This window comes from Bradyrhizobium sp. CER78 (assembly GCF_029846235.1).
Lineage (GTDB): Bacteria > Pseudomonadota > Alphaproteobacteria > Rhizobiales > Xanthobacteraceae > Bradyrhizobium.
The window spans coordinates 1-22233 of the sequence record NZ_JARVWP010000010.1 but is presented as its reverse complement, the minus strand read 5'-3'; the positions used below and the strand labels follow the sequence as shown (position 1 = coordinate 22233).

Here is a 22233-nt window from a genome sequence, read left to right as displayed (position 1 = left end):
CGCTCACACTCCGCTTGCGATCAGCCGCGTGGTGCGCGGGATCGCGACAATATTGTCGTCATGAACCAGCACGACATCGATGCCGCGCGGGAACAGGACTTCATTGATCGACAGCCGCTGGAACAAATCGCGCGGCTTGATCATCGCCTGCAACACCGCACTGCCGTCGATGCCGGGCCCCTTCAGCTCGAAGGCCGGGCCCTGCGTCAGGCTGTCGACCTGCAGGATCAGCGTGGTCGAGCGATCAGGATATTCGCTGCTGCCGAACGCGAAGCGCTCCAGCGCCGGCAGGTTCACGGCATCGCCGATCAGGGCAAAGCTCGCGATCGAGGAATCCCCGACTACCGGCGCGCTGGCGTGAAACTTGAGCCAGCGGGCGACGTCAGGCGTCGCCGACATCGCGGCGTCGAGCCAGATCGGCGTGTCGTGATCGAACAGCGTCAGCGCGATCGCGGCCGCGCCGCGCATCATGCCGGCCGGCGTTCCGACGCTGGCGGCGACGCGCTGCACGCTGCCCGGGCGTGCCATCGCATCCATCACGGAACGGAACGTTGATTGCGCCGACAGCACCTTGTCGGCAAAGCCTGCGGGCATTTCGGCAATCGTCGTCATTGCATCACCCCTCACCGCGCACCATCGTGTAGAAATCAACCCGCGTCGCCGCGGTCTCGGCGGCCTTGCGGCTGCGCTCGGCATTCACAGCCGCGCGCAGCGGCGCGATCACCTTGGCCTCCACCTCGCCGGACAATTCCACCGACTGCACCATGGCGTCGCACAGCGCGATCATCTGCGCCTTCTGCGCATCGCGGCCGAGCGTGTAGCCGAAGCCGACCTCGCCGCTCGCAAGCCGCACCGCCGCGCGCGACACCGTCGCCTCGCCGAGATTGAACGGCGCGCCGTCGCCGCCGACCCGTCCGCGCATCATCACGAGGCCGTTCTCCGGCTCGCGCAGGTTCTCATGCTTCGGTATCGCGATCGCCGCCAGCCTGCCTGCGATGTCGGCGGCGGCAGAGTGCGCCAGCACGGTCATCGCGGCCTTGCGCTGGGCCTGCTTGCTGTCTGGTCCGGTCGAACTCATGGTCGGATTCATGTGCAACCTTTGGGCAACCTTGCCTGTATCAAGTTGTCTATGATAATAGACAACTTGATAACCGAGCGCCATGACTGTTTCGTGACAAACCGAAGATTTCTGGTATCACCGCGCGATGAGCATGCAGGAAAGTTCCGGCGTCGCCTTGTGGCGGCAAGTCGCCGACGGCATTGAGCGCGGCATCGCTGACGGCCGCTTTGCCGCCGGCGAAAAGCTGCCGGGCGAGATGGAGATCGCCGAGACTTACCGGGTCAACCGCCACACCGTGCGGCGCGCGCTCGCCGCATTGGCGGAGCGCGGCCTGGTGCGCGCCGAGCGCGGCAGCGGCACCTATGTCGAAGCCCAGCGCCTCGCCTATCCCTTGCGCTCACGCACGCGATTTTCGGAGATCGTCGGCGCCGGCGGCCACGAGCCGCGCGGCCAGTTGATCGATGCCGGCAGCGATGTCGCCAATCGCGAGATCGCGCGCGAGCTCGGCCTGAAGATCGGCGCGCCGCTGATCCGAATCGAAGCGGTGCGGCTCGCCGACCGGACGCCGATCTGCGTCTCCACCACCTGGCTGTCGGCCGAGCGGTTTCCCGATGCCGGCAGCGTGTTCGCCGACGTTCGCTCGATGACGAAGCTGCTCGGGCATTACGGCGTGAAGGATTACCACCGCGCCTCGACCCGGATCACCGCGGCGATCGTCGATGCGACCGACGCCGCACGGCTCGATCTGCCGCTGGGACGGCCGGTGCTGGTGGTCGACGCCACCGACGTCGATATGCTGGACCGGCCGCTGGTGACCAAGCGCTCGCGCTTCGCCGCCGAACGCGTGGAATTCCTGGTCGAGAACGGCTGACGTTACCCTCTTGCTGGACGGTCGAGCCTGCAAGGCCCGATGTCTTGTTTTGGGGACGGGCACCTCGGCATCTGCCGTTGCGGTCTCACCTTGACTCAGACAAAGCAGCCATCAGCTCCTGCCAGGGAGTGGTTGCGGGAGTGGTTGCGGACGCTGGATCCCTGGCCGACCAGGTCTTGGAGGCCGTGTGACCGGGCGGTGGCCCGGCCGTCGCCATCCGTGCCATCCCGCCGGACCACCCCAGCCCATGCCGCGCCTTGAACCAAAACCACACCGATACCAGCCACCACCGCGCCATCCCCTACTGTACCAACAGTAGCGCTGGCCCCTCCAGGTGAATTGGACAGTTTCCACGAGACGAAGCTCGTCGGCGGCCTGGCGCAGGCCCAGCGGCGCAATAAGGCCGGATTGCGAACGACCGCTGGTCGCCGTAATCGCCACCGAAGCAATCCCAAGTGCGAGCCCCCATAGAAGCAATTTGCGCATGAATTTCTCCCGGCTTTTGACAGCGCGGAAGGCAACCGGCTGAGCGGCCGCGAACCCGCATGGCTGCAGCCGGCCTCCTTCGCGGGCACCCGACCAAGCTATGGCGCTGGCGCCAGGCCTTGGCTCACTCGCTAGGCAGCCTTGGCCTGAGTTGCGGCTGCGAGAGTGTCGCGTAGGTGCTGCTCTTTCTTTTCATCGAGCGAGGTCGTCAGGACGATCCCTCCTGCGTCCTTGATCGCATTGAGAACCTTGTCTGAGGTCATGGATTGGATCAGCAGGAACAGAACGGCATCTCCCGATTTTACCTTCGACGCGAGATCCTTCATGAACTGGTCTCTGATTCCGAAATCGGTCAGTGCACCGCTCAAGGCGCCTGCGCCGGCTCCGAGAGCCACGCCGAGAAGAGGATTCAGGAAGACCATCCCCAAGAGCAGCCCCCAGAAGCTGCCACTCGCTGCGCCGGTCATGGTGGTGTTTACGAGCTGATTGAGCTTTACGGAGTCCCCCGTTTTAACTGCGATCACGGCATCGCTGATCGTGATCAGATACTCGCTCTGAAGCTTGAGTATTTTTTGCCGAACTTCCTCTGCTTTGACTTCGGATGGGTACACGATCGCAACGAGATCTGACATTGAACACTCCCTGTTGAATCGAAGTGCTGCCCCTATTGCGCTTTTGATGCGCGACCGAAATTTAGCACGGACCGAAAGTCTCTTGTCGGCTAATCAGACACGCAGGTTCACAATCCCGAGATGCTTCAAGTGCTCGGTGCAATTGAGTAAGCGGCATTGTCGCATGTGTCTCGAACAAGGACTCGCGGCAAACTTTGTCCGGCGGCATCCAGTTCGCGCCGGTGCTGCTGCCGTACGCAAGCGGCCCCACGATTGCCAGTTCCAACGCTCAGCGGTCAGCGTCGCCAGAACTCAGACGGGGCAGTCGCGACTGAAAGCCACCGTTTGATCCGCGGACGACGACCCGTCGTCTACTGCTGACTTCAAGGCGCCGCTGCTTTAGGTTGATTGGTCCAATTGTCGGTGCACTGCGAAGAGAGCGCGCATGTCGACGGCGATTTCGGTCTTAGGTGGAGTTGGTCTGTTCCTGCTTGGCATGAGTGTCATGACCGCCGGCCTTAAGGCACTCGCCGGATCGAAGTTGCGGACGGTCCTCGGCAAGGCAGCGGCGACCCCGCTATCCGGTGCACTGTGGGGCGCCATCGTGACCTCGATCGTGCAATCGTCCAGCGCAACGACCATGACCACCATCGGTCTGGTAAGCGCGGGTGTGCTGACCTTTCCGCAAGGGCTGGCCCTCGTGTTCGGCGCGAACGTCGGAACCACGGGAACCGGCTGGCTTGTTGCGCTGATCGGCGTTCGCGTCTCCCTCACGTCCGCGGCGCTCCCGATGATTTTCGTCGGCGCATTGATCAAACTGCTGGGCGGTGGCCGTGTATCCGCAGCGGGAGCAGCCCTTGCGGGGTTCGCGCTGGTGCTGTTCGCACTGACGACCCTGCAGCAGGGCATGGGAGGTCTAGCCGAACGGTTGCACCCGGCGGACTTGCCGGCCGTTCTCGGCACCACCTGGTGGGCGGGCTTGTACGGGGTGCTGGCGCTGGCCGTCGTCGGACTGGTGATGACCGCCGTGATGCAATCATCGACCGCGGCTATTGCGGTGACACTCTCGGCACACTATGCGGGAGCCATCGGCCTGGACCAGGCATGCGCACTGATCATTGGGCAGAACATCGGAACTGCGACGAGTTCCGCCATGGCGGCAATCGGTGCGAGCAGCACCGCCAAGCGATTGGCCTTCGCGTACATCTTGTTCAAGCTGATTGCGGCAGCTATTGCGCTGGCGCTCTTGCCCGTGAGTATTCCCCTTCTGGTCCGCGCCTCAGACAGCATTGGTGGCGTAACGCTGCTTGCAGCCTATCACACCGCCTACAACGTCGTCGGCGTCCTGGTGCTGCTGCCTGTAATCAATGGCTTTACCCGGTTCGTCGAGCGCCTGCTGCCCGAACGAGGTTCACCGCTGACCAGGTGCCTGGATCCAGCAGCGCTCGAGACTCCGATCGCGACCGTGGAGGCCGTGCGACGCACGGTCGCGCGCGTGCTTGAAGCGATGTGCGGATCATTGGCGACAACACTGTCAGCCGCGATTCAAGACGTCTCCGTCCCGGCGAGACGGAACACCGCGCCAGCGGCGGAAGCTGCCTCTGCCCTGCGCCAGGCACAGGAGTTCATGTCGGAAGTAAGTGGACCTCCTGAATCGCAGGATGAGGAGCAGCGCCTCACCAGCGCACTGCATGCACTTGACCACGCGTCTCGCCTGGCCGAAACCCTCGGCGAGGAAATCGAACTCGGCAGGCTCCCCGGCGGCTCCCAGGACATGCGCGCGGTGGAAATCTGCGTGGACGCCATGCGTAGCACGGCATCGCTCGCTGCCGAAGTCGCCGTCGTGCCTGGCGCTTCCGATTGCGCCACGGAAATCAAGCTGAGAACTGCGCCGACGCGGTCGCTCAACCCAGAGAAGGAACTCGCTACAGCCGGGACATCGACCGAGCAGGCCCTTGCGCATCTGGAACACTGTGCGAAAGCGCTCGGCGAAGTGCGGAGAGACCACCGCAAAGCTACGCTCGGCTCAGTGGCCAGTGGAACGACGAACGCGGACGACGCAATCGCTCGCGTCGATGCCGTACGACGCCTTGAAACGCTCACGCATCACGCCTGGCGCTCCGTCGCGCATCTTCACGGTCGCAGCGCATAGCGCGGCGCAGAAATCGAGGCGCGCCGCGAATCGCGTAGGCTAGACCACCGCACGCCGACCGATGATGGCAAAGCGGAGCTTGCTGGAGATGAAGTCGATCGCGGCAACCGCGATCAGGATCATCAGGATCAGGAACGACACCTTCTGCCATTCCAGCACGCGGATCTGCTCGGCGAGTTGAAGGCCGATGCCGCCGGCGCCGACGATGCCGATGATGGTGGCCGAACGGGTGTTCGACTCGATGAAGTAGAGCACCTGCCCGGCAATCACAGGCAGCACCTGCGGCAGCAGGCCGAAGCGGATCTCGTGCAGCGCGTTGCCGCCGGAGGCGCGGATACCCTCGACCTGCTTGCGGTCCGCGGCCTCGATCGCCTCGGAGAACAGTTTTCCGAACGCGCCGAAGTCGGAGACCATGATCGCCAGCACGCCGGCGAACGGTCCGAGGCCGACGACGTTGATCCAGACCAGCGCCCAGATCAGCGTGTCGACGCCGCGGATCGAATCCAGGAAGCGGCGCACCGGAAAGCGGATCAGATTGGAGGGGATGACGTTGCGCGCCGCCAACAGGCTGACCGGCAACGCCAGCAGCGCGGCAAGCGTAGTGCCGAGCAGCGCGATCGACAGCGTCTCGCCGAGCGCCTGCATGTAGAGCGGGAACGACGAGCCCGGGTTCGGCGGGATCATCATCATGGTGATCCAGCCGAGCTGGCTCATCCCGGTGATCAGCTTGGTCGGCGAGAAGTCGAGATCGACCAGGCCGTAGACGAAGATCGCGAGCGCCGCCACGATCATGGCCGGCATCGCCAGCCGCGCCGATGCGGGACGTTCGAACACGCCCGGGTACTTGGCCCGCAGCTCCGCAGTGTCCGGTCGCGGCATCTGGCTCATCGGCGGGTCTCCTTGCCGAACAGCCGGCCGCGCAGCCAGCCGGTCGAAATGTCGATGATGAAGACGGTGACGATGATGGTGACGAGGATGGCGCTGACGTCGGAATAGTAGAACTTGCGGATCGCGACCACGAGCTCCTGGCCGATGCCGCCGGCGCCGACGAAGCCCATCACCGACGCCTCACGGACATTGATCTCGAAGCGCAGCAGCGCGTAGCTGGCATAGCCCGCCGAGACCTGCGGCAGGATGGCAAAGCGCATGCAGGACAGCCAGCTCGCGCCGGTGGAGCGGATGCCCTCGACCGGCTTCATGTCGGCATTCTCGACGATCTCGGCGAATAGCTTGCCGAGCGCACCGGTGGTGTGGATCGCGATCGCCAGCACGCCGGCCATCGGGCCGAGGCCGAACGCGATCACGAAGATCAGCGCGAACACGATGCCGGGCACGGTGCGGGCGAATTCCAGCAGGCGGCGGATGATGAAGCGCACCCACGGACCCGGCGCGGTGTTCTGGGCGGCGAAGAAATTCAACGCAAATGCAAATACCGCACCGGTCAGGGTGCCGACATAGCTGATCAGCAGGGTCTCGCCGAGCAGGCGGAGCCATTTCTTCAGGCCCCAGAACCACTCCAGCGGATCGGTCCAGACCCGCGCACCGGAATCCAGCGTCAGGATGCGATCGAAATAGCTGAGGAAGTTGCCGAAATAGGTGAAGAACGTGTGCAGATTCACATCGGCGCCGAGCGCTGCGATGAACAGCGCCGCACAGAACACCGCGGCCGCGACCGTCGCCTTCAGCCGCTTGCGCGCGACCGCCTTGCGATAGGCATCATTCAGCGTCGCCAGTTGCTGCGCTGGAAGGATGGAAATGGCGGTCGCCATCGATGCGGGCCAGTCTGCTCGAGGAATGAACGAAAAGGGCCGGGTCTCTTCAACCCGGCCCAATTCAGCGGCGATGTGCGATCAGGACGCCTTCTTGCGCAGGGCGTCGACGAACTTGATCAGCTCGATGGTCTTGTCGTAGTCGGCGTTGGTGACCGGCTGCCACGGCTGGTTCTTGCCGTCGGACAGCTTCTTGAAAGCTTCCGGATCCTTCTTCGGCATGTCGAGGAAGGCCTGCTTGATCTTCGCCTTCATGTCGTCGGGAAGGCTCTCGAGATAGGCGTAGGGCGAGTTAATGATCAGGTCGGACTTCACGATGATGCGGAAGTCTTCCTTCTTCAGCGGCGTGCCGTCGCTCGACTTCACCATGTTCTTGGCGAGCATGCGGGTCAGGTTGGAATCGTCGTCGGCATTCCACCAGTTGGCGGCGACGTCGACGGTGCCCTGCGCCAGCGCCAGCACGGCGTTCTCGTGGCTGCCGGTGAACACCACCTTGGAGAAATAGGTCTCCGGATCGATACCCATCGCGTTCAGCTTGAAACGCGGCATGTTGTTGCCGGAGGTCGAGTTCGGATCAACCAGACCGAGGTTCTTGCCCTTGAGGTCCTCGACCTTCTGGTACGGGCTCTTGGCGAGCACGTAGAACACCGAATAGTAGCCCTTCGAGCCGTCGGCGTTGACGTCGATCACGAACGCGTCGGTCTTGACGCCGGTGAGGCGGGCGCGGGCGAACGACGCCGGGCCGTAATAGCCGATGTGGATGTTGCCGGCGCGCTGGCCTTCGATGACCGCCGCGTAGTCGTTGGCGACGCGCAGGTTCACCTTGATGCCGAGCTCCTTCGACAGATACTCGGTGAGCGGACCGTAGCGCTCGGTGACGCCGGAGCCGTTTTCGGCCGGGATCACCGCGAAAGTGATCTCCGGATACTTGGCCTTCCAGTCCTCGGCCGAAGCCGATCCTGCGAATGCCAGCGCGGCGGCGCCGGCCAGAATGATGCGACGAGTGATCATGGTTACCCCTCTTTGGTAGCTACGCCTGTTGGCCGGGCGAAATGCCCGGTTACCCAGATTTTCGGTAATGCGACGCTCAGGCCGCGGCAGCGGTGCCGAGCGCCGGAGCAGTTGCGCCTTCGGGCGCAGGCAGCGGCGCCGCGCCGATGACATCATTGGCCTCGAGGTCGTAGAGCTCGCGGGCGATATGGTCGGTGAGCGCCACGGGGGCGCCATCGAACACCACGCGACCTGCCGCCATCCCGACCAGGCGGTCGCAATAGGTCCGTGCGAGGTCGAGCGAGTGCAAATTGCAGAGCACCGTGATGCCGAAATGCTTGTTGATGCGCAGCAGCGCATCCATCACGATCTTGGTGTTGCGGGGATCGAGCGAGGCGATCGGCTCGTCGGCGAGGATGATGTCGGGCTCCTGCACCAGCGCGCGGGCGATCGCGACGCGCTGCTGCTGGCCGCCGGAGAGCTGGTCGGCGCGCTGCGCCGCGAGCTGGGCGATATCGAATTGCTCGAGCGCCGACAGCGCGAGCGCCCTGTCCTGCTCCGGCCAGACCTGCGCCAGCGAGCGCCATGACGGGATCTGGGCGAGCCGGCCCATCAGCACGTTGGTCAAGACGTCGAGACGGCCGACCAGATTGAATTGCTGGAAGATCATCGCCGAACGCGCCCGCCACTGCCGCAGCGCCTTGCCGCGCAGCGCGGTCACGTCGGTGCCTTCGAACAGGATACGGCCGGAGGTCGGATCGGCGAGGCGGTTGATCATCCGCAGCAAGGTCGACTTTCCGGCACCGGAGCGGCCGATCACGCCGACAAAGCTACCCGGCGCGATCGAAAACGATGCGTTGTCGACTGCGGCTTTTGTGCCGAACCGGCACGTCAAACCTTCCACCACCAGCATGTAATGCTCCAACCGCGTCGCGTTGGGCCATCGCTATCCCCGGCGTTTTACAATTATGTGACGACCGCGCCGCGGTGCGGCGATCGTCCACACCCGCTCCTCACCGTCTCTTGCCGTCATCGCAACGTCATGATGTTGTCATCAAGCATCCCGAAGACGAGCGCGCATCCCCCGAAAGCCAAAGATTTGCGGAGGCCCTGATGGCCGGAAAAACACTCTCGGTTGTGCCGACCGTCGACCCGACTGCGTCGGTTCGCGAGAGCAAGCTCGGCAAATACACCGAGGTCGGCGCGCGCACGATCCTGCTTGAAGTCAGCATGGATGACTATTCCTACGTCGTGAACGACAGCCAGATCACCTACACCTCGATCGGCAAGTTCTGCTCGATTGCGGCGATGACGCGGATCAATCCCGGCAACCACCCGATGCATCGCGCGACTCAGGCGCATTTCACTTACCGCGCCAGCGCTTATTTTCCCGGAGAGAGCGACGACGCCGACTTCTTCAACTGGCGACGTGCGCATCACGTGCATATCGGCCATGACGTATGGATCGGTCACGGCGCGATTCTGCTCGCTGGACGGAACATCGGAACCGGCGCGGTCATCGCCGCCGGCGCGATCGTGACCAAGGATGTCCCCGCTTACACCATCGTTGCCGGTAATCCGGCACGCCCGGTGAAGCGGCGCTTCTCCGAGACAACAGCTGATCGCCTCACAGCACTCGCGTGGTGGGACTGGGATCACGAGACACTTCGTCGTGTCCTGCCCGACTTTCGCAAGCTCGCGGTCGAGGAATTCCTCGACAAGTACGAGGCCGAGGCCGTATCTCAATCACTGGACAAGCAACGGAGCGCCGCATCGTGACGGACATTTTCATCGAAGGCGGACGCACGCTGGTTGACGGTGGCTTGGTCGAGACCTCGCTGCGCACCTCAGGCCGCGACATCGGAGCGCTCGACGCCGAGCAAGGCCGCGCTGCGCTTCACATCGATGCCTCCGGCCTCCTCGTGCTGCCCGGCATCATCGATCTGCACGGCGATGCGTTCGAGCGGCAGATGATGCCGCGCCCGGGCGTCGACTTCCCGACCGATGTGGCACTGATCGATAGCGATCGGCAGGCGATCGCCAACGGCATCACCACCGTCTTTCATGGCACGACCTGGTCGTGGGAGCCCGGCCTGCGCAGCGCGGAGAATGCACGCAAGCTGCTCGATGCGATCGAGGCGCTGCGGCCGCAGCTCGCCGCCGACACGCGCTTCCACCTGCGCCACGAGACCCACAATCTCGAGGCCGAGGCCGAGATCATTCAGTGGCTCACCGAAGGCCGCATCGACCTGTTCGCCTTCAACGACCACAGCAACGTCAAGCCGAAGAAGCGCAACCAGCTGGCCGAACGCGCCGGACTCTCCCTCGAGGCCGTCAACGAGATGCTCGACCGGATCGTCGCGCGCCGTCCCGAGGTTCCGGCTTCGATCGCGCGGCTGGCTGCCGCTGCGCGCGCGGCAGATGTCCGCATGCTCTCCCATGACGACAACAGCCCGGAGATGCGTCAGGAGTTTCGTGCGCTGGGCGCCACGCTCGCCGAATTCCCCGTCAACGTGGAGACCGCGCGCGATGCCGCGGCCGCGGGCGACTTCATCGTGTTCGGCGCGCCCAACGTGGTGCGCGGCGGCAGCCACACCGGCTGGACCAAGGCGTCCGACATGATCGCGCAGGGTCTCTGCTCGGTGCTGGCGTCGGACTACTATTATCCGGCGCAGCTGCTCGCAGCGTTCCGCCTCGCCGCCGATGGCATCCTGCCGCTTGCCAGAGCCTGGGACCTGATCTCCTCGGCGCCGGCGCGCGCCGCAGGGCTCGCCGATCGCGGCGTGCTTGCCACCGGCCGCCGCGCCGACATTATCGTCGTCGACGACAAGGTACCGCTGCGCCCGCGCATCGTCGCCGTGATCGCGGCGGGCCGGCTGGTGCATCTGGCGGATGCGAGCTGCCTCGTTCATTCGCTCGCTCCGCGCAAGACGGTTGCGGCGGCGTAGCCCGGTTCGATGTCTCCTGCCATGGCCAACACTCCGCGCTACGCGATCTACTATGCGCCGTCACCCGACAGCGCTCTGCACCGGTTCGGCTCAACGCTGCTCGGCTACGATGCAGTTGATGGCGGCGACCTGCCGTTTCCCGATGGCGTTACGCCCGACTGGCGCGAGATAACGGAAGACCCGCGCAAATACGGCTTCCATGCCACGCTGAAGGCGCCGACCGCGCTCGCCGACGACAAGAGCGAGTCCGAGCTCCTCGATGCCTGTGCTGCCTTCGCCGGCCGCGCGCGGCGCATTCCCGTGATCGAGCCTGTGGTCGATGCGATCAGCGGCTTCATCGCCGTGATTCCGGCGAAGCGCTCCGACGAACTCCAGCAGCTTGCCGCCGATTGCGTCACCGAATTCGACAGCTTCCGTGCGCCGCTGACGCCGGAAGATCGCGCGCGGCGCAAACCCGAACGTCTCACGGAGCGGCAGCGCGATTATCTCGACCGCTGGGGCTACCCTTACGTCATGGAGGAATTCCGCTTCCACATGACGCTGACCGGGCGGCTAAGCAACGAGCGGCGCGGCCCGATCGTGGCGCAGCTGCGCGAGCGGTTCGCGGCGATCGATCTCACGAGGCTCGCGATCGACCGCATCGCGTTGTTCAAGCAGGCGGATCCAGCGTCTCGCTTCCGGATCATCAGTAGCTGGCCGCTGCGAGCCACCTAGTCCGGTTTCGCGAGTTCAGCCAGCAGCCACTTCTTGAACGTCTGCAGCGCGCGGTTGCGTTGCGCGCCGGGCGGATGAACCAGCCAATAGCTGCCGGTGACGTGGCCGACCGGCAGGAGCCGGCGGATCGTACCGCTCCGCTCGCTTTCGCCGATGAAGGGTTCGAGCGCCAGCGCAACACCCGCGCCGCGTTCTGCGGCCTGCAACGCGGCCACAAAGCTGTCGACCGAGATCGCGCGCGTTGCGGGCGGCGCCGGCTCGCCGGCGTGCTTGAACCACAGCGGCCAGGCCGCCGGGAACGTCGTGACATGGATCAGCACGGCGCGGCCGAGGTCTGCCGCCGCGCGCAGTTTCAATCGCCGCGCCAGTGCCGGCGCACCGACCGGAACGGTCCTCACCTCCATCAGGCGATGCGCCACGACGCCTTCCGGCTTGTCGGACCCGAAGCTGATGCCGGCATCGAACGTCTCGGTGTCGAAATCGACATTGCGGTTCGAGGTCTCGATCGCGAGATCAAGCTCGGAATGCCGGGTGAGGAACGCGGACAGCCGCGGGATCAGCCAGGCCGAGGCGAATTGCGGCAGCACCTTGAGCCGCAGCCGGCGTTGGCCGGCCGCCTCGACCGCCGACTCCGCCTGCGCCAGCAATGCAAAGGCGCGGCCGGTCGCGGCGGCCAGCTTCTCGCCGGCATGGGTCGGCCTGATAACGCGATGGGCGCGGTGAAACAGCGCGACGCCGAGATGGACTTCGAGATTGCGGATGCGATGGCTGACTGCCGAGGCGCTGACGTTCAACACGCCCGCGGCCGCCTTGAAGCTGCCGAGCCTGACCGCGACATCGAACGCCTGCAGCGCCAGCAGATGCGCCGGCCGAAGACTCGCTGCAGCGAGATCGTCCCTCCGCTGCGACGGTGACCGGCGCCCCGGCCGTGGGTTGTTCCTGCTCATGGGACCGATCCTAGCGGGCGGCCGCCGTCGATGTCGCGCGGAAAATGGCTTTGGATGAATGACATTCATCCGAACCCAGCTCGTTTCGCTTGTCGCATGCAGCGCAATGCGCGAGCCTGTCCCTGAACCAGACCAGACCGGCGGCAAGCCCGGCCAATCGAGCGGGAGAACGGCGATGACGGCACAGCTCGCGGACGAAGCCTCGATCGTCGACCGCATCCTCAGGCATATCGACGCCAAATCGACCGATCTCAGCGACGGCGTCTGGCACGAGCCAGTCGCGCATTATCTGTCGCAGGATCGCTTCGCGGCCGAGATCGACCACGTGTTCCGCCGCACGCTGACGCCGTTCTGTCCGTCGGCCGTGCTCGCCGAGATCGGCGGCTATGTCGCGCGCGATGCGGCGCTGACGCCTGTTCTCGCGATCCGCGGCGCGGACGGCGTTGCGCGCGCCTTCCGCAATGCGTGCCGGCATCGCGGCGTGCAGTTGGTCGACGGTGCCGGTTGCAAGAAGGCGCTGACCTGCCGCTATCACGGCTGGACCTACGGCCTCGATGGCCGGTTGCGCGGCATTCCCGACGAATACGGCTTTCCCGGGCTCGACAAGACCACGCACGGCCTCGTGCCCGTCACCTGCATCGAACGCGATGGCCTGGTGTTCATCGCACAGGACGATCCCGCCGCAACCTCCGACGCGAGCAGCATGCCGGCGTTGTTCGGCGACGACTGGACGCTGTACTCGACCGTCTCGCAGGAGGTCGAGGCCAACTGGAAGATCGTCGCCGAGGGGTTCCTCGAAGGCTATCACATCCGGTCGACGCACCAGGATACGTTCTATCCGCTGCAGTACGACAATCTCAACGTGATCGAAGCCTTCGGCCGCAACAGCCGGATCAGCTTCCCCTATCGGCGCATCGAGAAGCTGCGCAACGTGCCGCCGGGCGAACGCAGGACCGCCGGCATGCTGACGCATGTCTATCACCTGTTTCCGAACGTGATGCTGTCGACCTTCCCGACCAACCGGTTGATGACGGTGCTTGAGCCGCTCGCCGTGGACCGCACCCGTCTCGTCACCTACACGCTGTCGAACCAGATCGCCGCGGAGGATGGCCGCGCCGCGGTCGCCCAGGGACGCGACTTCGTTACCGCGGGCGCGGCCGAAGATCGCGAGATGGCCAGCGCCGCGCAGCGCGGACTCGCAACGCGAGCGAATGATCACTTCACCTTCGGCCTGTTCGAAGGGGCGATCAGACATTTTCACCGCAATCTGGCTGAGATCATCGAGAGCCGCACCGGCGCACGCTGACCCAATCCAACATTGCGTAGCGAGGACTGACCATGCTGGACCATCCGACCGTCAAATACCGAACCGAGCAGGCAATCGCGATCGTGACCATCGATCGCTATGACGAGGCGCGCAACGCGGTCAATCCGGAGACCGCGCAGGGGCTGGCTCAGGCGTTCCGCGCGTTCGATCGCGACCCATCGCTATCGGTCGCGATCCTGACCGGCGCAGGCGGCGCGTTCTGCGCCGGCTTCGACCTCAAGCGTACCGCGGCCGGCCATCGCGGCCACCGCGTCGAGAACGGCGACGGCCCGGTGGGCCCGACGCGGATGAAGCTGTCGAAGCCGGTGATCGCCGCAATCGAGGGGCCGGCGGTAGCGGGCGGCCTTGAGCTTGCGATCTGGTGCGATCTGCGGGTCGCGGCATCCGATGCCACGTTCGGGGTCTATTGCCGGCGCTTCGGCGTGCCGTTGATGGATCTCGGCACCATACGCCTGCCGCGGCTGATCGGGCACAGCCGCGCGATGGACATGATCCTGACCGGGCGTGGCGTCTCCGGCGAAGAGGCCAGGCAGATCGGGCTCGCCAACCGCGTGGTCGCGCCTGGCACCGCGCTCACCGAGGCGCGCAGCCTCGCCCTGGATCTCTGCCGGCTGCCGCAGGCGGCGCTGCGCAGCGACCGGCTCTCCGCCATCGAGCAATGGGAGCTCAGCTGGGAGCAGGCCACGCTGAACGAGTTTCGCCTCGGGCTTGCGACGGTTGCGACTGGCGAGACCGAGGCCGGCGCCCGCCGCTTCGCAGGCGGCAAGGGCCGGCACGGCGATTTCGCCGACATCGCCTGAGAAGTCGATCGCGAGCGCGGCGCTACTCGTCGACCCGGGTGCGCGCGATGACCTCGGCGGCGCCCTTCGCGAGCAGCTCCATGCCGACGGCGCGGCCGAGTTCGCGCGGCCGGTCGGCGGGGCCGCTCCGCGTCACCTCGATGAAGCCGGCTCCGGCCTCGTCGAGCACGGAAGCGCGCAGCGTCAACTCGCTTGCCGCGAGCGTGGCGTGGCCGGCGATCGGCGAATTGCAATGGCCGTTGAGCACCCAAAGCACCTCGCGCTCGGCCTCGGCAGCCAGCCGCGACGGCGCGTTGTCGATCGCGGCAAGCCGCGCCCGCGTCGCCCAGTCGGTCTCGACGCATTCGACGGCGACGATGCCCTGGCCCACCGCCGGCAGCATTTCGTTGACGGAGAAATCATGGGCGATGCGCGCAGTCATGCCGATGCGCTCGAGGCCGGAGCGCGCCATCACCAGCGCATCCGCCGGCCCCACCTCGCCGCCCTCGGGCAGCCGCTGCTTGTCGCCGCGATCGAGTTTTGCAACGCGCGTGTCGGCGGCGCCGCGATAATGGATCACGGTCGCTTCCGGAAACAGCCGGCGCAGATAGGCGGCGCGGCGCACCGCGTTGGTTCCGATCATGAAGCCCTTGCCGCGTGCGCCGCGGAGCGTGTCCAGCGACAGGCCCGGCCGCAGCACGAGGCTGTCATTGGCGGCATCGCGCTTCAGCATAGCCGCGAGGACGAGTCCCGGCGTCTCCTCATTGCCCGGCACATCCTTCAGCGAATGCATCGCGGCCTGCAACGTGCCGGCACGCATGGCCTCGCGGATCTCGGCGACGAAGGCGCCGCCCTTGCCCCCGTGGCGCAGCAGCTTGCTGGTCTGGTCCTGGTCGCCGCGGGTCTCGAACTTGACGATCTCGACGGCAAGGTCGCCCGCCGAGGCGCGCAGCAGCCGCGCGACCTCGTCCGTCTGCGCGAGCGCCATCGCGCTCTTGCGCGTCCCTATCCGCAAAACCTGTCCCGACACGAAAGCTCCGCTGAGTGGTCATCAACGGCTGGGGATTAGAACAAAAGGTCAGTTAAAACAATGGTTTTTGCCCCTGCCGGACCAGACTCAGGCGATCTCCTCGACCAGCGACACGCCAGCCTCGCGCATCGCCGCGGTGGCGGCCGCAAGCGAACCGCCGAGGTCGATGGCGCGGCAGCCCGGCAGCACGACCGTGGTCTCGAACCCCAGCCGCCGCGCATCCAGCGCCGAATATTGCACGCAGAAATCCGTCGCGAGGCCGGCCATCACGACGCGCTTGAGGCCGCGCTCGCGCAGATAACCGGCGAGCCCGGTCGGCGTCGTCCGGTCGTTCTCGAAGAACGCCGAATAGGAATCGATCGCGGCGCGGAAGCCCTTGCGGATCACGAGCTCGGCCCGGTCGGTCGCAAGACCGGGATGAAACGCCGCTCCCGCCGTTCTCTGGATGCAATGATCCGGCCAAAGCGTCTGCGGCCCATAGGGCATGGTGATCGAGGAGAATGGTGCTACGCCCGGATGCGAGGTCGCAAACGAGCTGTGGCCCGCCGGATGCCAGTCCTGCGTCAACACGACATGATCGAAGCGCGCGGCAAGCTGGTTGACCACAGGCACGACGGCATCGCCGTCGGCAACCGCCAGCGCGCCGCCGGGGCAGAAATCGTTCTGCACGTCGATGATCAGCAAGAGATCGTCGGGCGCAATCTTCATCAGGTACCGATCCGCAGCGACGCGCGCAGCTTGCGCAGGCAGGCGATCACCGACAGCGCGGTGATGCGGCCGGTCTTCGGGTTTTCCGAGGGGATATTCTCGATCATCATCGAGAACCGCGCGGAATCGGAATCGACCTCGATGCGGTGGGTGTTGCGCGTCACCGTCGGATCCGCCCAGATCTCGACCCTCGTGCGGTCGGGGCCGATGCCGGCGAGCGACAGCGCCACCGCGACGTTGAGATTAGCCGGAAAGCCTTTTGCGGCCTCGCGCGCACTCCCTTCGAAGATCCGCAGCGGCTCGGTGATGCCTTCGATCCGGATGTTGTTCTCGACCAGATGCGGCGCTCCGACGAGACCCGCGACCGGCTTCCGTGTCACCAGCTTCGCCGAATGAATGGTCCCGATCGCAGCCGCGGTCACGGCGTCGAGCCCGATCAGCGCGCCGGTCGGCACGATGATCTGGCCGCCATGAGACCTGGCGAGATCGACGAGGTCCTCGTTCTGCAACAGCGCGCCGACACTGAGCACCACGGCGGTCTTGCCACGCTCGACCACCGGCGCCACGATCGAGCGCACCACCTTGCTCGGCGCGCACTCGACGACGATGTCGGCGACCTCGGCAAGCTCATCGATCGGCACCAGCTTCGGTGCAGACTTCAGCTCCGCGACCCAGCCGCGGTGCTTGTCCGGGCTGTTCGCCGAGACGGCAACCAGCGTCAGGCCCTCGATGCCCTGATCGAGCGCCTTGACGACGTCGGTGCCGATCGCGCCGAGACCGGCGACCGCAACCCGCAACTTTGTCTTGTTGTCAGCCATCACTTCCCACCGGCGAGCATCTTGACCAGACGATAGAGATACTCCTCGCCTTCGTAGAACGACTTGACGAGCACGCGCTCGTCCTTGCCATGATTCCGGTTGTCGTCGACATCGGAGCCGAGCCCGGAATGACCATAGGTCGGAATGCCGGCATTGCGCAGGTAGCTGCCGTCGGTGGCGCCGGTGCTCATCACAGGAACGATCGCGGCATCCGGCCAGAACTCCTTCGACAGCTTCTCGATCGATCCCATGATCTCTTCGTTCAAGGGCGACGGCGGGCTCAGCACGGCCTTGCCGGTCGGGGTCACCGCAATCTTCTTGTCGGCGAGTACGCGCTCGATCGTCGCCTGAACACCTTCGACCGGCTCGCCGGGCAGGATCCGGCAGTTCACCTTGGCGGTTGCCAGCTGCGGCAGCGCGTTGATGGCGTGGCCGCCCTCCAGCATGGTCGCGACGCAGGTGGTGCGGAGCTGCGCGTTGTAGCCGGGATTCTCCGACAATCGCGCCAGCGCTGCCGGGTCGGGCTGCGGCGCCAGGATTGCCTTGATATCGTCGGCATGCGACTTGTCGACCTCGGCGGTCTTCGTGAAATAGATCCGCGTCGTCTCGTTGAGATTCATCGGGAAGTCGTATTTGGAGAGCCGCACCAGGCCCTCCGCGAGGCGATAGATCGCATTGTCCTTGCGCGGCAGCGACGAGTGCCCGCCGCTATCCTTGACGGTGAGCTGATAGCCGATCGAGACCTTCTCGCTGGTCTGCACGCTGTTGCGGATCGCCTTGCCGTTCTTGAGGCCGACGCCGCCGCCTTCGTTGAGCGCGAACTCGGCGTCGATCAGGTCGCGGTGGTTCTTGATCAGCCACTGCATGCCGAGACCGTTGGCATCGAGGATCTCCTCGTCGGTCTCCAGCGCGACGATGATGTCGCGGTCGGGCTTGTAGCCCTCCTTCTTGTAGCGGATCAGATTGGTGATGAAGGCGGAGGCCATGTATTTGTCGTCGCTCGAGCCGCGGCCGTAGAAATAGCCGTCCTGCTCGGTGAGCTTGAACGGATCGACCGACCAGTCCTCGCGAAGCGCAGGGACGACGTCGATATGGGCGACCAGGAGGATCGGCTTGCGCGCGCCGGAGCCGTGCAGCCGCGCCACCAGATTGCCCTTGTGCGGCGCCGGCGAGAACACCTGCACGTCGGCCTCGGGGAAACCGGCGGCGCGGAGCCGTGCGCCCATCGCCTCCGCCGCCTTCTGGGTGTCGCCGGTCGCGGTGGTCGTGTTGATCTCGACCAGCTCCTGGTAGATGCCGCGGGCAAATTGCTGCTGCTCGGTCAGTCCTTCCGCGCCGGCGCCGGACGCGAGCAGCATCGGAGCGAGCGCTGCCGCGAACTGCAGCGATCGAACCATGTTTCGGGCCTTGTGCGACATCGTGCTCTCCCAGAATTCCACCACCTGATCGGAGATGAATTCAGACAGGCGACACGCGCTTTGGCAAGACGGCGAGTCCTTCAATTTCCGCGCGTAGGCTCCGCACTTTCGTGCACGCTATTTGGAGTCCTTATTTGGCTTCCTTGGCCGCGATCACCTCGATCTCGACCAGGAAACCGGGATTGGCGAGTGCGGCGACGCCGAGCACTGAGCGCGCCGGCAGGTTCGGCTGGCTGCCGCCGAAGAACTGGGTATAGCCCTCCATGAAGGCCTTGAAGTCCATCGGCGCGGACGCGTTGTGGACCAGGAACACCTGCATCTTGACTACGTCGCCCATGCCAAGCCCCTGGCCTTCCAGGATGGCCTTGATGCGATTGAGCACACCGACGGTCTGGGTCTTGGTGTCACCATAGGCCTGCGGGCTCGACGCATCGGCATCCTTGTTGACGACCGGCGGCACCTGGCCGCTGACATAGACCGTCGTGGTGTTGCCGGTGACGGTCACGGCCTGCGCGATCGGGAACGTCGAGTTGGGAATCGGATGCCTGACCACGTCAGCGAAGGCCGTGGTCGCCATCGCCGACAGCGCGGCGCCCAACACAATACCGATCAATTTCATCAAACTCTCCCCGTGAGTTGCGTGGTCAGCGGCGGGCGTCCTGAACGTCCTTGGTCGTCACCGCGTCCTGATAGTTGTTGCCGAAGTGCGTCCGCAGATAATTCACAACGGCGGCGACCTGACCATCGGTCATCATGTCGCCGAATGCCGGCATGCCGCGGCGGCCATTAATGACGAGATAGATCGGATAGCTGCCGGATTCGAGATTCTTGTTGCCGGCAAGCGCGGGATAGGTACCGGCACCACTCGCGCCTGTCGCATCCGGCATGTGGCAACCCTGGCAGACATTGGCGAACAGCTCTTCGCCGGTCATCTCCACGAAGCGATAGCCCGAGGAGAAGGTGCGCTTGCCCAGCCCGCTGTCCTGGCCAGGCGCCGCGGTCGCCGACAGCAGCAGCAGCGCCGCGACAATAGATGTTCCTGTCTGCTTCATCACGACTTCACCACGCGTTCGTGCAATCGGGTAATGGCATCGAGCGCGGACAGGATCGCGCCCTCCTGCCAGGCCGGCAGCTGCGACGCGTGCTCGCCCGCCAGCGCGATGCGGCCGTCGATCTGGCAGAGATTGCGGTAATGCTGCGCCCGCCCGGCTTCGGTCCATTCCCCGGCGCAGCCGAGCGTGAACGGCACCCGATGCCAGGCCACCGCGACGCCGTTCTCGAACTCGCTCTTGTACTGCGGGTGGATCTTGGCGCCGAATTCAACCGCACTGGCGACCCGCTCAGCCGGCGTCATCGCCGTGAACTCGAAGGAATTGGCGCCTTCATACAGATAGGCGCCGAGCAGCACGCCGCGGCCACCGCGGTTGAAGCCATAGTTCGGATAGCCGATATTCCGGATCGGCAGGTCGGTGTAGCTGATGCCGCCATAGATCGCCTCGTCCTCCTCCCAGAACCGCCGCTTGAACTGCAGCCCGACCTTCACCGAGGCGGCGTAGGGCAAGGAATCGATCGCGTTCTTCATCGGCCCGCCGACATCCAGAGGCAGCTGGCTCAGGATCGGCAGCGGGATGGTGCAGATGCACCAGTCGGCGGTCGCCTGCTGCACCGCGGAGGGACTGGCGGTGTCGACACAGCTCACAGTGACGCCCGAGCCGTTCTGCTGGATCTGCGTGACCTTGGCGTTGTAGCGGATGAGATCGCCGACCTCGCGCGTGAACGCCTTGCCGATCATGTCCATGCCGCCGACCGGCTGGAACATGGAGGGCTGGAAATCATAGTGCGCAAAGCTTTGGACGTAGCGCCACATCCGCGAGCGCAGCAGCTCCTGGAGCGAGATCGGATCGCTGGGCAACGGATCGCCCATCAAGCCGCCGCCGGGATCGCGCGCATAGCCGCGGACGTCGGCGGAGCGCAGATTGGCATTGTACTTGTAGTCGCGATCCAGCGCGCCCCAGTCGCGCAGCGCCTGCAGCAGGATCTCCTGATCTTCCTTGCTGACGAACTCGTCGAGCCTGCCCTGCTGGCTGACCTTCGCCAGCAGCTCGGCCACCCCGCCCTGGAAATCCGCCTTGATGCTGCGAAAGCGTTGCGGCTTGCCGTCGAATGCACGCGTCGCGTGCAGATAAGCGTTATGGTTGAGCTGGATGAAGGGTTCCAGCGTCACGTTGAGCCGCCGGCAGTAATCGAGCAGCGCGCGATGGTGATAGGGAATCCGCCACGGGCCGGGATTGAGATAGAGCCCCTGCTCGAACTGGCAGGTCTGCTTGAAGCCGCCGAGCTCGGTAAAGCTGTCGCCGCCGCGGATCGACCAGTTGCGGCCGCCGGCGCGGTTGTTGAATTCGAGGATCTGGACCTTGTAGCCGGCCTTGCGCAGTTCCAGCGCCGCCGTCATGCCGGCGAGCCCGGCGCCGAGAATCAGCACCGAAGCGCCCTTCACGTCGCCCGTGAGCTTGAGCGGCCCCTTATAGGCGGACTCGGATGCGAAGCCGAGGCTCGTCATCGCGTGATACATCGCCGAACTGCCGGCGATAGTCCCGATCAGCGCCAGCAAATCCCGCCGCCTGATCACAGATTGGTTCTGCACCCGCGTTCACCCAGCCACTGACGTCGATGCCGAAGGGAAACGGTTGACGCGACCCGTGTCAAGAAAGGGCGCACGCTTCCACATGCAGCCACACGCGCTTTTGATGCGTCACGCAACCGATACATCACACCACGCGCTCGCGATGCACGCGCCGGCAATCCATTTCAAAGTCGAGCCCGACCACCGGCGGCCGATCGAAATGCCAGGTCAGGCCGTTGCGCAGCACGCCGCGGCGGCCGAGCTCGCTTTCGAGCACCGGATAGGGGTTGTGGACGGTGTAAAGTTGCGCCGCGGTGGTGTCCTTCCAGGCGCTGCCGAACGCGCTCATCCGGCGTTCGATCTCGCCCAGCACGAATATTGCTTTCGCCAGAATGCCGGACGGACTGGTATCGCCGGGCGCGATGGTATGATCGCGGTAATTGGCCTTGCCCTCGACCGACTCGCCGCTGCCGGCAACCACGAAGCTGCGAGGCGCATCCTTCGCAGCCGGCACCGTGTAGCAGAAGGCGTGGAAGCTCGGCTCGGCGGGCGGATCGAGCTTTGGACAGACATTGCTGCGCGCCACCGGATTGACGCCGTCACGCATCACGCCCCAGGCGATCAACGTCTTGATGTAGATCTCGTTGAAGGCCCTGAACCCGTCCTCGGTGAACGGCGCCGGTGAGCGCAGTTCGCAGGCGCCGAACGCGGTCAGCGGGCGGCCGGCGGCCTTGATGATATCGGCAATCCGTTCAAAACCTGCGCTCAAGGGCACCGGTTCGGCGAACCTGACCCGCTCGATGGCATAACCGGGCAGCGCACTGACGCCGCAGGAATATTGACTGACGCCGGGCATGAAGCGGTAGCCGCCGTCGGAAGCCTCGATGGTGCTGGTCATGGTGCCCCTTGTACGGATGCGGTCGTCACGCTGACGTCATTTCGCGATGGCGGATACACACGAACCGCTCGATTTCATCACAGC

The 22233-nt window shown here is 65.2% G+C and carries 23 protein-coding genes; 7 read left to right on the top strand and 16 right to left on the bottom strand.

The window, feature by feature from the left end:
• Positions 1 to 3: 3 nt before the first annotated feature.
• Together phnH and phnG are read right to left on the bottom strand one after the other, a co-directional pair.
• Positions 4 to 612, bottom strand: coding sequence for a phosphonate C-P lyase system protein PhnH (gene phnH, locus QDT69_RS22005; RefSeq protein ID WP_279708572.1), 609 nt, complete (start codon positions 610 to 612; stop codon positions 4 to 6).
• Positions 613 to 616: 4 nt separating this feature from the next.
• Positions 617 to 1078 (bottom strand): phosphonate C-P lyase system protein PhnG, encoded by a 462-nt coding sequence (gene phnG / locus QDT69_RS22000; protein ID WP_279708571.1) that lies wholly within the window; start codon positions 1076 to 1078, stop codon positions 617 to 619.
• Positions 1079 to 1205: 127 nt separating this feature from the next.
• Here phnG and phnF point away from each other — a divergent pair, with 127 nt between their 5' ends.
• Entirely contained in the window at positions 1206 to 1931 is a 726-nt protein-coding gene (gene phnF / locus QDT69_RS21995; RefSeq protein ID WP_279708570.1) for a phosphonate metabolism transcriptional regulator PhnF, read from the top strand.
• 617 nt (positions 1932 to 2548) lie between these two features.
• Here phnF and QDT69_RS21990 read toward each other — a convergent pair.
• A complete protein-coding gene (locus QDT69_RS21990; RefSeq protein WP_279708569.1) occupies positions 2549 to 3049 on the bottom strand; it encodes a DUF1269 domain-containing protein in 501 nt (166 codons plus the stop codon).
• A 424-nt stretch (positions 3050 to 3473) separates the two neighbouring features.
• Here QDT69_RS21990 and QDT69_RS21985 point away from each other — a divergent pair, with 424 nt between their 5' ends.
• Positions 3474 to 5180, top strand: a complete 1707-nt coding sequence (locus tag QDT69_RS21985) for a Na/Pi symporter (RefSeq protein ID WP_279708568.1) — start codon at positions 3474 to 3476, stop codon at positions 5178 to 5180.
• A 39-nt stretch (positions 5181 to 5219) separates the two neighbouring features.
• Here QDT69_RS21985 and phnE (QDT69_RS21980) read toward each other — a convergent pair whose 3' ends face one another.
• The 4 genes from phnE (QDT69_RS21980) to phnC all read right to left on the bottom strand — a co-directional run bounded on the left by phnE (QDT69_RS21980) (position 5220) and on the right by phnC (position 8852).
• On the bottom strand, positions 5220 to 6068 hold the full coding sequence (gene phnE, locus QDT69_RS21980; protein ID WP_279708567.1) for a phosphonate ABC transporter, permease protein PhnE: 849 nt from the start codon (positions 6066 to 6068) through the stop codon (positions 5220 to 5222).
• Positions 6065 to 6949, bottom strand: a complete 885-nt coding sequence (phnE, locus tag QDT69_RS21975) for a phosphonate ABC transporter, permease protein PhnE (RefSeq protein WP_279708566.1) — start codon at positions 6947 to 6949, stop codon at positions 6065 to 6067. Before phnE (QDT69_RS21975) ends, phnE (QDT69_RS21980) begins: the two co-directional genes overlap by 4 nt.
• Before the next feature lie 81 nt (positions 6950 to 7030).
• A complete protein-coding gene (gene phnD, locus QDT69_RS21970) occupies positions 7031 to 7960 on the bottom strand; it encodes a phosphonate ABC transporter substrate-binding protein (RefSeq protein ID WP_279708565.1) in 930 nt (309 codons plus the stop codon).
• Positions 7961 to 8036: 76 nt separating this feature from the next.
• Positions 8037 to 8852: a phosphonate ABC transporter ATP-binding protein gene (gene phnC, locus QDT69_RS21965; RefSeq protein WP_279708564.1), complete on the bottom strand. Its 816-nt coding sequence runs from the start codon at positions 8850 to 8852 to the stop codon at positions 8037 to 8039.
• Positions 8853 to 9052: 200 nt separating this feature from the next.
• Here phnC and QDT69_RS21960 point away from each other — a divergent pair, with 200 nt between their 5' ends.
• Genes QDT69_RS21960 through QDT69_RS21950 form a run of 3 tightly spaced genes read left to right on the top strand, consistent with a single transcriptional unit; the run spans position 9053 to position 11601 of the window.
• A complete protein-coding gene (locus tag QDT69_RS21960) occupies positions 9053 to 9718 on the top strand; it encodes a chloramphenicol acetyltransferase (RefSeq protein WP_279708563.1) in 666 nt (221 codons plus the stop codon).
• Positions 9715 to 10887, top strand: coding sequence for an alpha-D-ribose 1-methylphosphonate 5-triphosphate diphosphatase (locus tag QDT69_RS21955; protein WP_279708562.1), 1173 nt, complete (start codon positions 9715 to 9717; stop codon positions 10885 to 10887). The genes QDT69_RS21960 and QDT69_RS21955 overlap by 4 nt, the downstream gene beginning before the upstream one ends.
• Positions 10888 to 10908: 21 nt before the next feature.
• Positions 10909 to 11601: a DUF1045 domain-containing protein gene (locus QDT69_RS21950; protein WP_279708561.1), complete on the top strand. Its 693-nt coding sequence runs from the start codon at positions 10909 to 10911 to the stop codon at positions 11599 to 11601.
• Here QDT69_RS21950 and QDT69_RS21945 read toward each other — a convergent pair.
• Positions 11598 to 12548, bottom strand: coding sequence for a LysR substrate-binding domain-containing protein (locus QDT69_RS21945; RefSeq protein WP_279708560.1), 951 nt, complete (start codon positions 12546 to 12548; stop codon positions 11598 to 11600). The genes QDT69_RS21950 and QDT69_RS21945 overlap by 4 nt on opposite strands.
• Positions 12549 to 12723: 175 nt before the next feature.
• Here QDT69_RS21945 and QDT69_RS21940 point away from each other — a divergent pair, with 175 nt between their 5' ends.
• Both QDT69_RS21940 and QDT69_RS21935 read left to right on the top strand, forming a co-directional pair.
• A complete protein-coding gene (locus QDT69_RS21940) occupies positions 12724 to 13854 on the top strand; it encodes an SRPBCC family protein (RefSeq protein WP_279708559.1) in 1131 nt (376 codons plus the stop codon).
• A gap of 32 nt (positions 13855 to 13886) precedes the next feature.
• Positions 13887 to 14675 (top strand): crotonase/enoyl-CoA hydratase family protein, encoded by a 789-nt coding sequence (locus QDT69_RS21935; RefSeq protein ID WP_279708558.1) that lies wholly within the window; start codon positions 13887 to 13889, stop codon positions 14673 to 14675.
• Between the two features lie 22 nt (positions 14676 to 14697).
• Here the strand turns inward: QDT69_RS21935 and hemC are convergent, their stop codons facing one another.
• The 8 genes from hemC to QDT69_RS21895 all read right to left on the bottom strand — a co-directional run bounded on the left by hemC (position 14698) and on the right by QDT69_RS21895 (position 22149).
• Positions 14698 to 15669, bottom strand: coding sequence for a hydroxymethylbilane synthase (gene hemC / locus QDT69_RS21930; RefSeq protein WP_279708778.1), 972 nt, complete (start codon positions 15667 to 15669; stop codon positions 14698 to 14700).
• Between the two features lie 102 nt (positions 15670 to 15771).
• Entirely contained in the window at positions 15772 to 16392 is a 621-nt protein-coding gene (gene pncA / locus QDT69_RS21925; protein WP_279708557.1) for a bifunctional nicotinamidase/pyrazinamidase, read from the bottom strand.
• Positions 16392 to 17210, bottom strand: a complete 819-nt coding sequence (locus QDT69_RS21920; protein ID WP_279708556.1) for an aspartate dehydrogenase — start codon at positions 17208 to 17210, stop codon at positions 16392 to 16394. The genes pncA and QDT69_RS21920 overlap by 1 nt, the downstream gene beginning before the upstream one ends.
• Positions 17210 to 18628, bottom strand: a complete 1419-nt coding sequence (locus tag QDT69_RS21915; protein WP_279708555.1) for a M20/M25/M40 family metallo-hydrolase — start codon at positions 18626 to 18628, stop codon at positions 17210 to 17212. The genes QDT69_RS21920 and QDT69_RS21915 overlap by 1 nt, the downstream gene beginning before the upstream one ends.
• Before the next feature lie 130 nt (positions 18629 to 18758).
• On the bottom strand, positions 18759 to 19247 hold the full coding sequence (locus tag QDT69_RS21910) for a Rid family hydrolase (protein ID WP_279708553.1): 489 nt from the start codon (positions 19245 to 19247) through the stop codon (positions 18759 to 18761).
• 25 nt (positions 19248 to 19272) lie between these two features.
• Positions 19273 to 19680 carry a cytochrome c gene (locus QDT69_RS21905; RefSeq protein ID WP_279708552.1) on the bottom strand — a complete coding sequence of 136 codons (408 nt, stop codon included), beginning with the start codon at positions 19678 to 19680 and terminating at the stop codon, positions 19273 to 19275.
• Positions 19680 to 21272, bottom strand: coding sequence for a flavin monoamine oxidase family protein (locus QDT69_RS21900; RefSeq protein ID WP_279708551.1), 1593 nt, complete (start codon positions 21270 to 21272; stop codon positions 19680 to 19682). The genes QDT69_RS21905 and QDT69_RS21900 overlap by 1 nt, the downstream gene beginning before the upstream one ends.
• Positions 21273 to 21396: 124 nt before the next feature.
• Positions 21397 to 22149 carry a hypothetical protein gene (locus tag QDT69_RS21895; protein ID WP_279708550.1) on the bottom strand — a complete coding sequence of 251 codons (753 nt, stop codon included), beginning with the start codon at positions 22147 to 22149 and terminating at the stop codon, positions 21397 to 21399.
• Positions 22150 to 22233 lie beyond the last annotated feature (84 nt).